Origin of the sequence: Rhizobium sp. GCM10022189 (assembly GCF_042656325.1) — a bacterium.
Lineage (GTDB): Bacteria > Pseudomonadota > Alphaproteobacteria > Rhizobiales > Rhizobiaceae > Rhizobium.
Genome location: NZ_JBHSOR010000039.1, coordinates 235,501 through 248,402 on the forward strand (window position 1 = coordinate 235,501; position 12,902 = coordinate 248,402).

Consider the following 12,902-nt stretch of genomic DNA (forward strand, 5'->3'; position numbering starts at 1 on the left):
TGCCTCCGTCTAGGCTTCCAGCGGCTGCAGATGCTGCTCGAGGAGCGCGCGCAGATGGGCGTGCTGCTGCGGCAGCTTGAGCGCTTCGCCGAGGTGAGCCGTATCCTCATCGCGGTCGAAACCGGGTTCGTTGGTGGCAACCTCGAACAATACGCCGCCGGGCGTGCGGAAATAGATCGCCCAGAAATAATCGCGATCGATGACCGGTGTTACCTGATAGCCCGTATCCATCAGCGCCTTGCGCACTTCGAGCTGCTTTTCGCGGTTTTCAACGGCGAAGGCGACATGGTGGACGGAACCGGCACCCGGGAGCGCGCGCGCAATGTTCGGCATGGTTTCGAGATCGATGAGATGCGCACCGTTGCCGCCAGGAATGACGAGACGCTTGACGCCGTCATGCTCTTCCTGAACCTCATAGCCCATGAACTTCAGAAGTTCGGACGTGGCGCCATCATCCCTCAGCCGCAAGGCAACGGAATGGAAGCCCCGGATGGCGTGATCCTCGCTGACGCCGCCATGCGTCCAGGGAGCGCGGGCGTCGTCCCTGGTCTCGACGAGCGCGAAGCCGTCGCCATCCGGGCCGGCAAAATTGAGGCGCTTTTCGCCAAAAGATTCTTCCGTCTTCAGGCCGGCGACGTTGAGCTTGGCCAGGCGATCACTCCAGAAGCCGAGCGAGCCCTGCGGAACCGAGTAGACCGTGGTACCGACTTCGCCGGTGCCCGGACGCCCCTGCGGCATCTTCGGGAACGGGAAGTAGGTCATGATCGTGCCAGGGGAGCCGGTTTCGTCACCGTAATAGAGGTGATAGACGTCGGGAGCGTCGAAATTGACGGTCTTCTTGACGCGGCGCAGGCCAAGCGCGTTGGTGAAGAACTGGTTGTTGGTCCGGGCGTCCTCCGCCATCGATGTGACGTGGTGCAGACCCTTGATCTGATCGAGCATTTGAGACCCCTTTCTGCCCGCATCGGCGGGCTTTCGATAGGCCATAGATGAGCCTTTCGGGCCGGTTCTGATAGTCTGGCAAGTCGACACGCATTGTCTCCGCTTTGTGAACGACCGCGCCGGAGCGTTCAAGGGTTGGCGGGAAGTTGCCAATCGATGGGTTCACGTCCATGCGACTGCAGAAACGCATTCGCCTTAGAGAAATGTCGGGAGCCGAAAAAACCGTTATGGGCCGAAAGCGGCGACGGATGCGGCGCCTTCAGGACGAGATGACGCCTTGCGTCAACAAAAGCGGCCTTCTTCTGCGCGTAGGAACCCCAGAGCATGAAAACTGCCGCTTCGCACTCATCGTTCACCTTGCGGATAACGGCGTCGGTGAACCGTTCCCAGCCCTTGCCTTGGTGCGAGGCGGCCTGCGCCTCTTCCACCGTCAGCACGCTGTTGAGCAACAGCACGCCCTGCCTGGCCCAATGTTCCAGGAAGCCATGCCGCGCCGGCGGGATGCCGAGGTCCGTCTCCATTTCCTTGTAAATGTTGACGAGTGATGGTGGAATGCGCACGCCCGGCCGGACGCTGAAACACAAGCCATGTGCCTGCCCCACGCCGTGATAGGGATCCTGCCCGAGGATCACGACCTTGACTTTCGCAAGCGGGGTCAGGTCGAGGGCGCGAAAATATTCGCTGCCCTTGGGGAAAATCCGGCGGCCGAGTTCCTTCTGCTCCAGCAGGAAGGTCTTGAGCTGCTGCATGTAGGGACTTGCGAACTCGCCGGCGAGAGCCGCCTTCCAGCTCGCTTCTAGAGTGACTGACGTCTCGCTCACGACGCAAACCTCCGGGATCAACACAGCTGATGTAGATCAGCCGTTCTAGCAAAAATGCCTGAACCCGCAATACGCAACTGTGACGGCAGATATTTCTATCTCGCAAAGGCGAACAACTGTCATAAATCGGAAATTTATTAATATTAGCAAAATCTCTAGCAACAATACTGAAATGATGGCAATACTTCGCTTATGCCGTCCGCCGGTTTAACTATGTCCTGATTTTTGCTGTTTACCCAAGCAAATCAGCACAGTAGAAACGGTTGTTCACAGCGCGAGGGTGTTTCGCATGAAGTTTGGGACAAGCGGCCTTCGTGGTCTGTCGGCGGATCTCAAAGGGCGCCCGTCGGCGCTCTATGCAACGGCTTTCGGCAGGCATTTGCTGCAGAGCAAGAAGGTGGATGCAGGCGATGTCGTTCTGATCGGGCGCGACTACCGCGATTCCAGCCCAGAGATCGCGGCCAATTGTGCCGGCGCACTGGCAAGCCTCGGCTTCAAGATTCTCGACTGCGGCACCGTCCCGACACCGGCTCTCGCGCTCTATGGCCTCGAAAGAAAGGCCGCTTGCCTGATGATAACGGGTTCGCACATTCCCGCGGACCGCAACGGCATCAAGTTCTATCGTCCTGACGGTGAGATCGACAAGGCCGACGAAGCCGCCATTACCCGCCTGGCAGCCGAAATCGAGGCCTCGGGAGAAACAGTAAACTATGCGCCCACGGCCGCGGAGGATCATTCTGCACCGTGCCGTCAACTCTTCTTCGAGCGCAATAGCACCCTCTTGCCTGAGGCCGCCTTCGCCGGCATGAAGATCGGCGTCTATCAGCACAGCACGGTGGCACGCGACCTGATGGTTGATATTCTCGCCCACTATGGCGCCGAGGTTGTCGCCCTCGGTCGGTCCGAAACCTTTATTCCCGTCGATACCGAAGCCGTTTCCGAAGAGACGATTGCCCTTCTGAAAAGCTGGGCCTCGACGCATGGCCTCGACGCGATTGTTTCCACCGATGGCGATGGAGACCGCCCCCTGGTGGCCGACGAGACCGGAATACCGCTGCGCGGTGATCTTCTCGGGTTGATCGCGGCCAACTTCCTGGGCGCCGGCACAGTCGTGACGCCGGTGACGTCCAATTCCGGCATCGAGGCAGCCGGGCCATTCAGCGTCATTCGCACCCGCGTCGGCTCCCCTTTCGTGATTGCCGGCATGGAAGAAGCGGTTGCCGCCGGCAAGGATCTCGTTATGGGCTTCGAGGCGAATGGTGGATTGCTGACAGCAACGTCGTTCGACATCAATGGCCGCAGCATACGCGCCTTGCCGACACGTGATTGCTTCCTGCCGATGCTGGCAACACTCTCGCTGGCCGCAATCCGCAAGACGCCGCTTTCGGCTGTTGCGGCTTCCTACAAGCTGCCCTTCGCAGCCGCAGACCGTATCGAGAATTTCCCGGTCGAAACCAGCGCAGCCTTGATGGCCTACCTGCGCGCCTCCGACGCCAATCTCGCGGAATTCCTGCAACCCATCGGCACCATTGGTTCGAAAAGCGATATTGATGGCCTGCGCATCACGCTCCGCGATGGCCGCATCATCCATTTGCGCCCTTCCGGCAATGCACCGGAAATGCGCTGTTACGTTGAAGCTGAAAATGAGGCAGCCGCCTTGCAACTCCTGAATGCGGGATTGACCCGAATTAAGCACTGGGCAGAAGCCCAGTAAGCATGCGACAAATCTGGCCGTTCATTTCGAGGAAAAACACCCCATGACACAGAAAATCGTCCCCGTCATCATGGCCGGCGGCAAGGGCACGCGCCTGTGGCCGCTCTCGCGCGCAACCGCGCCGAAGCAGTTCATTCAGTTCGTCGGGGACAAGACGCTGTTTCAGGAAACCCTGGCCCGCGTCGCCGACCCGGCGCTTTACGAGGCGCCCATCGTCGTAACGAACGAGGACTTTCGCTTCCTCGTTGCAGAACAGGCCCGCGAACTCGAAATTCCGCTCACCGCCGTTCTGCTGGAGCCTGTTGCCCGCAACACCGCTGCCGCAGTGGCAGCGGCCGCAACCCTGGTTTCCGAAAAATTCGGCAAGGACGCCATCATTCAGATGCTGGCTTCCGACCACGAAATCGTTGCCGACGAAGCCTATTTCGACGCCATCAATACCGCGCGGAATGCCGCGGCCAAAGGTAAACTCGTGACCTTCGGCATCACGCCGACCGAGCCGGCCACCGGTTATGGCTACATAGAAATCGGCAAGCAGCTTTCAGGCGGCGCGCATGAGGTCAAGCGCTTCGTTGAAAAACCGGTTCGCGAAAAGGCCGAGGAAATGCTGGCAACCGGCGGTTTCTACTGGAATTCCGGTATATTCATGTTCCCGGTCGCCGAATTGCTTTCGGAAATGCAGGACTTTGCACCGGATGTTCTGAAGGCGGCCAGCAAGGCTGTTTCCAAAGCAACGCGTGATCTGGACTTCACGCGTCTCGATGCCGAACAATTCGCAAAAAGCCCGGATATCTCCATCGACTACGCAATCATGGAAAAAACTTCCAAGGCGGCGGTCGTTCCCTCGGCCTTCAAGTGGTCGGATCTGGGCAGCTGGGATGCCATATGGAAAACCGGCACCCAGGATGAAAACGGCAACATTGCCGCCGCCAACACGACTGTGGTCAACACCCGCAACTCCCTCGTCATGACCCATGGCGTGCATCTCGCCGTACAGGGCATGGACAATGTTGCGGTCATTGCCAGCGAAGACGCCGTCTATGTCGGCCCGCTGACGGAAAGCCAGCAGGTGGGCAGCCTCGTCAAGCTGCTGGCCGGCCAGAAGAAGACATCGAAGCTGACGGAGACGCATCCGACCTCCTATCGCCCGTGGGGAGGTTACACCTCGATCTTCAATGGCGATCGTTTCCAGGTGAAGCGCATCTTCGTGACGCCCGGCAAGAAACTGTCGCTGCAGAAACACCATCACCGCTCCGAGCACTGGATCGTCGTAAAGGGAACGGCCGAAGTTACGATCGGCGACAATGTGCAGATGCTGCGTGAAAACGAGTCGGTCTACATCCCGCTCGGCGAGATTCATCGTCTCGCAAATCCTGGCAAGATCCTGCTGGAACTCATCGAGGTTCAGACCGGCTCCTACCTCGGCGAAGACGATATCATTCGCATCGTCGACGAGTTCGGCCGTTCTTAACATTCCCTTAAAAAGCCATTTAGGCTTGATTTGTTGCGTTGCAGCATATAGCCCAGGTGGAGTTATTTTTTAACTTGGAGATCGCTTCATGCGTATCGTTATGATTGGTTCTGGCTATGTCGGTCTTGTTTCAGGTGCCTGCTTTGCCGACTTTGGTCATCACGTGACTTGCGTCGACAAGTCCGAAGCAAAAATCGCAGCGCTGGAAGCCGGTGAAGTGCCGATTTTTGAGCCCGGGCTCGAGGCCATCATTCAGCAGAACCGTGAAGCTGGACGCCTTGATTTCTCGAAAGATCTCGCCCCTTCGGTCGGCGAAGCCGACGTCGTCTTCATCGCCGTCGGTACGCCCTCGCGCCGCGGCGACGGCCATGCCGACCTGACCTATGTCTATGCCGCCGCTCGCGAGATCGCCGCTGCCGTCAAGGGCTTCACGGTTGTCGTGACAAAATCGACCGTCCCGGTCGGAACCGGTGACGAAATCGAGCGCATCTTCCGCGAAGAGTTTCCGGAAAAGGATATTGCGGTCGTTTCCAATCCCGAATTCCTGCGGGAAGGCGCTGCCATCACCGACTTCAAGCGTCCCGACCGTATCGTGATCGGCACGGAGGATGCCCGCGCCATCGAGGTCATGCGCGAGGTTTATCGCCCGCTTTATCTCAACGAAGCACCGCTCTATTTCTGCGAACGCCGGACGTCGGAACTCATCAAATACGCCGCCAATGCCTTCCTTGCGATGAAGATCACCTTCATCAACGAGATTGCGGACCTTTCCGAAAAGATCGGTGCCGACGTCCAGAAGGTCGCCAAGGGTATCGGCATGGATAAGCGCATCGGTGACAAGTTCCTGCATGCCGGTCCTGGTTACGGCGGCTCGTGCTTCCCGAAGGATACGCTCGCGCTCGTCAAGACCGCACAGGATTTCGACAGCCCGATACGCCTCATCGAGACGACCGTCGCGATCAACGACAACCGCAAGCGCGCAATGGGCCGCAAGGTCATCGCTGCCTGCGACGGTGACGTGCGCGGCAAGAAGATCGCGATCCTTGGCCTGACCTTCAAGCCGAACACCGACGACATGCGCGATGCACCGTCGATCACCATCGTTCAGGCCTTGCTGGATGGCGGCGCGGCAGTCCATGCGTTCGATCCGGAAGGCATGGAAGCGGCAAAGAGCATGCTCGGCCCCATTACTTACGGCAAGGACCCTTACGAGATCGCGGTAGATGCCGATGCGATCGTGATCGTCACCGAATGGGAAGAGTTCCGTGCGCTTGATTTGAAGCGCCTCAAGACGGTCATGAAAACTCCTGTGATCGTTGATTTGAGAAACATCTATTCGCTGAGCGACGTCACCAAACACGGTTTCAGCTATTTCGCTATCGGCAGGAAGCCCGAGAAGAAGTAGGAATAGGCTCCTTTTCCGCAAAGGCGGCGCGGTCATTGCTTTCCATATGGCCCGCCGCAATTTCCAGACCGGCATCGGCTGACCGGCTACTACGGCCCCCGCACTTGCATCTTGGCAGACAGGGCAATGTCGAAAGCCATTTTCTTCTCGGGCCGGATCCTCGCACATCTTGCCTGGCAATCATATTGAGTGACTAGCTGCCGCCGAGAGATCCTCGAGCCTCAAGCCTGATCGTGCCAGCCCCTGCCACGACTTCGCTGCTCCAGCAACCGCCTGAAATCGTTGCGTTCCGGATATTCCGACCAATCAATGCTTGAAAGATCGGAACGAGCATCGAGCCGTCGGCAGACGGCCGACGTAAGAATTGCACCTCCGGTAGAATATTGTTTCTGCAGCAGTAAATGCGGCAAACAGGTTTATCACTAGTCTATTTTTCCCCACACCCGGCCCTTTACTTGCCTTAATTCCTATATAACTAATACATAATGTAGTCGAAATATGCGGGTACTCTCCTTGCGTAGCGCAGATGACAATGCTGACGATTACATCCACGAAAACCCGAACCTTTCGCAGGACTATATCTATCCTGCCGTCCTTCAAGAGCTTGAACGCAACACCTCCGTTCATACGATCTTCGAGATCGGCGTTGGCACCGGTGATGTATTGCAGCGTTTGTCTGATCACGGCTTCAAGGTCTTCGGCATCGATCCATCGATACACGGCATCAGCCAGGCGAGAGCAAAATACCCGACACTTCCCGTCGATATTGCGTCCGCCTACGATCCGCTCGTTGACAAATACGGTACGTGGGATGCGGTTTTGTCGCTTGAGGTCATCGAGCATCTTTATCGCCCCCACACCTTTGCCAAAACTGCCTTTGACCTTCTGCGTCCCGGAGGCCTGTTCGTCTTATCGACACCGTTTCACGGCTATTGGAAGAATCTCGCCCTTGCCGCAACCGGAATGATGGACCAGCATTTTATGGCTCTTCGAGAACATGGACATATAAAGTTCTGGTCGGCAAAGACTATCCACGTGCTCCTTGCGGATACCGGGTTCGACCAGATAAAGATCGTGAGGACGGGCCGAATACCGGTCTTTGCAAAGTCAATGGTGGTATTCGCAACCAAGCCGCACGGATGACAAGCTTTCTCATCACAGGACCGGAAACGGCAAGCTTCACGATCCTCCTGGCGCATGGCGCAGGCGGGGCGATGGATTCGGCATCGATGAGCGATTTGTCGAAGGCGCTCGCCGACGGCGGCTTCAGGGTGGCGCGCTTCGAGTTTGCCTATATGGCGCAGCGTCGCCTGAGCGGAGCGGTCAAGCCTCCGCCACGCGCCGACCAACTCCTTGACGAATACCGTGTCGCGATCGGCGAATTGGGCGCCGGCAACCTGATCATCGGCGGCAAGTCGATGGGCGGCCGTGTGGCGAGCATGATCGCAGACGAGACTTTTGCGGCGAAGAAAATCCGGGGCCTGCTTTGCCTCGGATATCCGTTTCACCCGCCCGGCAAGCCGGAACAGCTTCGCACGGCACATCTCCAAGACCTGCGCACGCCCACACTGATCTGCCAGGGAACACGCGATCCGTTCGGATCAAGGCAAGAGGTCGAGTCCTATACGCTCTCCGATCAGATCGAGCTCCTGTGGCTTGAAGATGGCGACCATGATCTCAAGCCGCGAAAGAAGATCTCGGGATATTCCGTTGCCGACCATATGCGGCAATTGTCGGAATATACGACGGCATGGGCAGAGAGGTTGTGACGAACGGATCAGCGCTCGCCACACGCGATAATGCTGTTCATATCAACCGTTTACTCGATATTTGAGCTTATTCAGTAAACACTTTTAAAAGGTTTGCTTGATCGAATGGCGCCTTCGCGCATCGACGCGGAAATCAGTTCCTGAACAAAGCGGCTCTCAATTGAATACGCTTTGTCATCCGGCGGGAAATCAGTCATGGGCGCGATCGAAGGCAGGAAGATTGACGGTAATCTTTCCATCTATCTTGATCTGTTGCGGTTGAGCGCCGCCGTTGTCGTCTTTCTATCCCATGCGCATGTCTTCCTGCTCCCCTCCATCAAGATCGGGCCTCTGGGCTGGGGACGCGAAGCCGTCGCCGTCTTCTTCGTTCTTTCGGGATTCGTCATCAGCTATGTCGGCCAGGTGAGCGAAAGGGAATGGCGCATATATCTCGTCGCCCGCCTCGCCCGGATCATGCCGGTCGCCCTGCTGGCGATTGCGGTCATCTTCGTGGCCGACAGTATCGGGATGCGCGCAAACGCGTTTTATTATGATTTCATCAACACCGGATTTTTCACTCCGGTATCGGTCGAAGCCGCGCTGGCCTATATCACCTTCACCAATCAGTTGTGGTTTGCACATGCGGTTTTTGGCAGCGGCGAACCATACTGGTCGCTGGGCTTCGAGGTTCAGTATTACCTGTTTTTCGGGCTGTTCGCCTTTTCGCCGCGGCGCACGAAAATACCGCTACTGTGCCTCTGGGCGGCGGTCACCGGCCCGAAGATCCTGATGTATATGCCGCTGTGGCTCATGGGATGGCTGACGATGAGATGCGTCATCGAACGCCCGCCGTTCGAGCGCCGCATCTCCGTTGCGATGATCATCGCCTCGCTTGTGCTGTTCTTCAGCCTGAAACTCTTCGGCGACCGGGCGGCGACAAACATGTACGAAACCTGGTCGGCGTCGCGGGAAGCGATCAATTTCGTATATTTCAATCTCATCGGCGTTGCGGTCGCCCTTCACCTCGTTGGTGCGGCGTCGCTGCTATATCGGGCACGGCCGCAGTTCGAAAAGACAGGCCGGGCGATCAGATGGATGGCAGGTGGGAGTTTCACACTCTATCTTGTCCACCAGCCTCTTATCCTCATGTTTGCGTCCTTCCTGCATCCGGTGGAGGAGCATGTCCCGATGGCGGCAGCCCTGCTGGTTGCCTGCTTCATACTTTGCTTCCTGCTGGCCGAAGTTGCCGAACGCCGAAAGAAGCTCTTCGCCAAACTCATTGTGAGCCTGCTGCCGGTGTTGTCGCGAACGGGCCAGAAAGTACCTGCCAACATTGCTGCTGACGCTGCCCCCGCAGACGATACGACGCCGGCAACCGCGCAACTCATTCGGGTTCTCGAGGAGATGCAGAACGCTCTCGATGGGGAGAAAAAAGCCGATGGCGGCCATGAGGCGCCGCGGGACCGCGTATCACGCGCTTGAATGACCGGATCTCCGACAGCTCGTCGGATCGGGCTGATCGAGCGCTCGCGCACTCATTTTCCGATCTTCCGCCTCAGTGAACGCTCGGGAGCTTCACAGCCGAGGCAAAATCCTCCGCCACCAGTTCGCTGATTGCGATCAATGTTTCCTCGATCGTAAAACCGGAGGCGACAGCCGCGTCGATCAGATCCTGCAGATCCGGTCCGATAGCCTCCCGGCAATCGTCGAGCCGATCATCGGAAACGGTCAGGCTACGCAATTCTTCCATGATGTCCCTTTCCAGAATAGAGGGCCAGAATAAGGAGCCGCCGGCAGATTGCGGCGACGCCTCGCTTATCAGCGCGCGGACCCGCGGCGTCTTGCGACCGGCAGAAGCCCCTCGCGCTGCATTCTCTTGCGGGCAGCCTTGCGCTGCCGGGAAATAGCCTGGGCTTTTTCGCGGACACGCCGCTCGGAGGGCTTCTCATACGACCGGCGCTCCTTCATTTCGCGAAACAGCCCTTCGCGCTGCATCTTCTTCTTCAGTACACGAAGAGCCTGTTCAACGTTGTTGTCTCTGACGACGACCTGCATGTTGTCTCCTTTCGGATGATGGTGCCGAGCCCGCTCGCCTGGCAATCCAGCGGCATTCGCTCTGCGTGAAATAGCCTTGGATGCGACAATCAGAGGATTGCGCTTTGCTGCCGCGCATCAACGCGGGCTGAGTTCGCCAATGGTCTGCGCTTGCGAAAGTCTTGGCCGCACCGCGCATCCTCTCCTCACGCGGAGATTTGGTCGCTCTTTGGGTTCCTGCCCAGACGATACGGGTGATGCCACCTAGGTAAGAACGGCCTCACGCTATTGCAAGACAGACCCGCCCTGCCTCAATGACGGGCCATTGGGAACCTTCCGAGATCGCGCAACAAGTCCCTTCGCAATGGGCGGGCATTCGCCCCGATATCGCTGACCTTCGCTCTACCAGCATCCGGCGCAATCCGCGCGGCGGGAAACATTGGAGCGATCATACGCCCGTCATGATTGCACCTAGCCAGCCTTATGCGACCGGCGGGATGCGCTGATCCTGCACGTATAAAGTGCCGGCGAAACCTCTTCGTCCGCCCGGTCAGGAAAGAGTTGACGGCGCATGCGATCGAGGGCCTCGGCCTCCTTGCGTGTTCTTGCCAGCAGATCGGTGGTGATATCGCCGTAGCGCGAGCCGTCCGCTGAAGCGACGCCGACAGTGCCGCCGCTCGACAGGAATTCGCAGAAGGATCGCACCGATCGAAGACGCGTGGTGATCTCGATATAGTAGCTATCGTGCCCGGCCATGCTCATCTCCCTTTATTGCCAAGGTTAACGCGCACTGCGTCAATATGATGGCACCCTCTGCGCTGCCCGGCGCCGCGATGCCGAAAGTACCGTGGCATGACCGCAGCCGTCGGCCTTCGTCGGGCTCGATGCCGCCGAGGGACGGTCGCCACTCATTCCATGTGCCGACATCCTGACCATGAGTGGCATGATCCATCCGTTCTGGCGTCACGGCAGGCAGGTGGCCCGAGGCGGGCTGCTGAAGATCAGAATCTGACGAAACAGTGCCACAGGCCGACGACCACGGGCATCCGGCCACAATCTGGGACCGGATGTCACCGGCGGGGGCCGGGTCTTGCCGGCCTCATACCCATGCGCCGCTATCGCGCACCCGTCACGCGGTTAAGTTCCGCCATCAAGGCGCGACCGCTGGACCACGCGACGACAAGATAGGCAAGGCCTCCCACCGCGACTCCCATGAACAAATCCGCCAGGGGAAGGTGCAGGCTGCCGCCTGCCATATGGAGAGCCAGGCCGACAGCAGCGACCATGACACAAGCACCCAGCCCGGCGGGAAGGATCCTGCGCAGCAGGGTAGGCCAGCGGAAACCCGTACCGCGCTGCAGAAAGTAGAGAGACACCGCTGTCGTCAGTGCCGCAGCCACGACCTGCGCAACCGCGATATTGACGAGATCCGGACGGGTCCAACCGGCAATCGCAAGGCAGGCGAGGCTCGTTGCCGTAAACAGCATGTTCAGCCGCGGCAGAAGGGCAACCCGGCCGATGATGCTCAATACGGGCTCATTGAGCATCTGGATAACGGCCATGCCGCGCGCGGCCGCCAGCAGGATGAGAACCGGCGCGGCTGCGAGCCATTGCGCACCGAGCAGCACGCTGACCAGTTGTTCCGATATGACGGCAAGCCCCATGAAGACGGGAAGAGCAGCAAAAGCGGTGGCCGCCATGATCAATCCTGTGAGCCGGCTTAACCCTTCCGCCCCGCCGCCCGTCTCGCCCTGCTGGCGGGAAAAGTAGCTCCAGGCCAGCATCCGAACAGGTTCGGATATCAGCTCCGTGACAGCCCCGACGATCCGGCTTGCCATTCTGTAGAGGCCCACTTCCGTTGCACCGATGAAGAATACGATCAGGAATTCCGCACCGTAGCTTTGGGCAAATTGCATGAGACGTGACGCCAGGAGCCGGGTGGAATAGGCAAGCGCCTCGCGCGCGGTGGCGAGCCTGAATTCGAAACGCGGAAGCCAGCGCGCAAAGCCCGTGCACATCAGGAGCGCGACAAGCACGACACAACAGCGTCCTGCCGCAAGGGCGACGATGCCCCAACCGAGCAACAGTCCCCCTGTCGTCACGAGAAGGCCCGAAAATTCCGAGGCCGCCTGATAGGTGGCAAGCTCGCGCAGGCGTCGCCCCCTGACCAAGACACCGCTTTGGCAGATGATGAAGGTGCCCGGAACGATGGTCGCCATCAGCAGCAGGAGCGTGACGAAGATCGACCCTGTCGGCGCTAGCCAGACGAGGGAAACAGCAAGCCCAAGCAGGCCGAGAATGGTGAAGGCCAAGCCACTTGCAAGCGCGCAATAAAGGACTGTTGCAGGCAATTCCCTATCGTGCGGTGCAGCAATCAGATATTCGCTCCACCCGGCCTCAGCAATCTTTGATTGCAGCAACACAGTCGACGAGACCATGGCAAAAACGCCGACCTCAGCCGGCGAGAGCACCCGGGCTGCGACCAGCAACGTGCCGATACCGCAGAGCTGACTGACCAGACGAGCGCCCGAAACCCATAGAGCGTCCCGCGAGGTAGAGGCGCCACGCGACCCCTGACCTTCCTCTTCGCCAGACAATTGAGCTGATACCATACTAGATGTGCCCATGGTCACATGTTTCTTCGAGTTTATCTGGATATCATCTTGGCATTTTCGCACGCAATGTATGTGTTACCAAAGTAACAACTTTGATGTATATTTGATATTGACGATTTATACTCACATCTTCATAGTTAATATGAAATTAC

Annotated in this window: 12 protein-coding genes; 6 read left to right on the forward strand and 6 right to left on the reverse strand. The window is 58.4% G+C overall.

Going from position 1 to position 12,902, the window contains the following annotated elements; translation table 11 throughout:
- Positions 1-9: 9 nt before the first annotated feature.
- Together ACFPWW_RS16105 and ung are read right to left on the reverse strand one after the other, a co-directional pair.
- On the reverse strand, positions 10-942 hold the full coding sequence (locus ACFPWW_RS16105; protein ID WP_112755457.1) for a VOC family protein: 933 nt from the start codon (positions 940-942) through the stop codon (positions 10-12).
- A 128-nt stretch (positions 943-1,070) separates the two neighbouring features.
- Positions 1,071-1,763 carry a uracil-DNA glycosylase gene (ung, locus tag ACFPWW_RS16110; protein WP_112572971.1) on the reverse strand — a complete coding sequence of 231 codons (693 nt, stop codon included), beginning with the start codon at positions 1,761-1,763 and terminating at the stop codon, positions 1,071-1,073.
- Between the two features lie 289 nt (positions 1,764-2,052).
- On the opposite strand from ung, the gene ACFPWW_RS16115 reads away from it, so the two are divergent.
- The 6 genes from ACFPWW_RS16115 to ACFPWW_RS16140 all read left to right on the forward strand — a co-directional run bounded on the left by ACFPWW_RS16115 (position 2,053) and on the right by ACFPWW_RS16140 (position 9,583).
- Positions 2,053-3,477: a phosphomannomutase gene (locus ACFPWW_RS16115; protein ID WP_377312497.1), complete on the forward strand. Its 1,425-nt coding sequence runs from the start codon at positions 2,053-2,055 to the stop codon at positions 3,475-3,477.
- Positions 3,478-3,520: 43 nt separating this feature from the next.
- The gene (locus ACFPWW_RS16120; protein WP_377312499.1) at positions 3,521-4,948 is read left to right on the forward strand and encodes a mannose-1-phosphate guanylyltransferase/mannose-6-phosphate isomerase; all 1,428 of its coding nucleotides are present in this window, start codon (positions 3,521-3,523) and stop codon (positions 4,946-4,948) included.
- A gap of 88 nt (positions 4,949-5,036) precedes the next feature.
- Positions 5,037-6,353 (forward strand): UDP-glucose dehydrogenase family protein, encoded by a 1,317-nt coding sequence (locus ACFPWW_RS16125; RefSeq protein WP_112755449.1) that lies wholly within the window; start codon positions 5,037-5,039, stop codon positions 6,351-6,353.
- A gap of 513 nt (positions 6,354-6,866) precedes the next feature.
- Positions 6,867-7,496: a class I SAM-dependent methyltransferase gene (locus ACFPWW_RS16130; protein ID WP_377312501.1), complete on the forward strand. Its 630-nt coding sequence runs from the start codon at positions 6,867-6,869 to the stop codon at positions 7,494-7,496.
- Positions 7,493-8,122 carry an alpha/beta family hydrolase gene (locus tag ACFPWW_RS16135; RefSeq protein WP_377312503.1) on the forward strand — a complete coding sequence of 210 codons (630 nt, stop codon included), beginning with the start codon at positions 7,493-7,495 and terminating at the stop codon, positions 8,120-8,122. The genes ACFPWW_RS16130 and ACFPWW_RS16135 overlap by 4 nt, the downstream gene beginning before the upstream one ends.
- A 195-nt stretch (positions 8,123-8,317) precedes the next feature.
- Positions 8,318-9,583: an acyltransferase family protein gene (locus ACFPWW_RS16140; protein WP_377312504.1), complete on the forward strand. Its 1,266-nt coding sequence runs from the start codon at positions 8,318-8,320 to the stop codon at positions 9,581-9,583.
- Positions 9,584-9,656: 73 nt separating this feature from the next.
- Here the strand turns inward: ACFPWW_RS16140 and ACFPWW_RS16145 are convergent, their stop codons facing one another.
- From ACFPWW_RS16145 to ACFPWW_RS16160, 4 genes are all read right to left on the reverse strand, one after another.
- Complete coding sequence (locus ACFPWW_RS16145; RefSeq protein ID WP_112572939.1) at positions 9,657-9,851, reverse strand: hypothetical protein; 195 nt, start codon at positions 9,849-9,851, stop codon at positions 9,657-9,659.
- A 68-nt stretch (positions 9,852-9,919) separates the two neighbouring features.
- On the reverse strand, positions 9,920-10,156 hold the full coding sequence (gene rpsU, locus ACFPWW_RS16150) for a 30S ribosomal protein S21 (RefSeq protein WP_377312505.1): 237 nt from the start codon (positions 10,154-10,156) through the stop codon (positions 9,920-9,922).
- A 450-nt stretch (positions 10,157-10,606) separates the two neighbouring features.
- Positions 10,607-10,891 (reverse strand): hypothetical protein, encoded by a 285-nt coding sequence (locus tag ACFPWW_RS16155; RefSeq protein WP_377312506.1) that lies wholly within the window; start codon positions 10,889-10,891, stop codon positions 10,607-10,609.
- Positions 10,892-11,250: 359 nt separating this feature from the next.
- Positions 11,251-12,762, reverse strand: a complete 1,512-nt coding sequence (locus ACFPWW_RS16160; protein ID WP_377312707.1) for an oligosaccharide flippase family protein — start codon at positions 12,760-12,762, stop codon at positions 11,251-11,253.
- Positions 12,763-12,902: the final 140 nt, after the last annotated feature.

Bases quoted from the DNA above. Each gene is read 5' to 3' on its own strand.
- ACFPWW_RS16105 (WP_112755457.1), bottom strand. From the start codon at position 942: ATGCTCGATCAGATCAAGGGTCTGCACCACGTCACATCGATGGCGGAG.
- ACFPWW_RS16115 (WP_377312497.1), top strand. From the start codon at position 2,053: ATGAAGTTTGGGACAAGCGGCCTTCGTGGTCTGTCGGCGGATCTCAAA.
- ACFPWW_RS16120 (WP_377312499.1), top strand. From the start codon at position 3,521: ATGACACAGAAAATCGTCCCCGTCATCATGGCCGGCGGCAAGGGCACG.
- ACFPWW_RS16125 (WP_112755449.1), top strand. From the start codon at position 5,037: ATGCGTATCGTTATGATTGGTTCTGGCTATGTCGGTCTTGTTTCAGGT.
- ACFPWW_RS16135 (WP_377312503.1), top strand. From the start codon at position 7,493: ATGACAAGCTTTCTCATCACAGGACCGGAAACGGCAAGCTTCACGATC.
- ACFPWW_RS16140 (WP_377312504.1), top strand. From the start codon at position 8,318: ATGGGCGCGATCGAAGGCAGGAAGATTGACGGTAATCTTTCCATCTAT.
- ACFPWW_RS16145 (WP_112572939.1), bottom strand. From the start codon at position 9,851: ATGGAAGAATTGCGTAGCCTGACCGTTTCCGATGATCGGCTCGACGAT.
- rpsU (WP_377312505.1), bottom strand. From the start codon at position 10,156: ATGCAGGTCGTCGTCAGAGACAACAACGTTGAACAGGCTCTTCGTGTA.
- ACFPWW_RS16155 (WP_377312506.1), bottom strand. From the start codon at position 10,891: ATGGCCGGGCACGATAGCTACTATATCGAGATCACCACGCGTCTTCGA.
- ACFPWW_RS16160 (WP_377312707.1), bottom strand. From the start codon at position 12,762: ATGGGCACATCTAGTATGGTATCAGCTCAATTGTCTGGCGAAGAGGAA.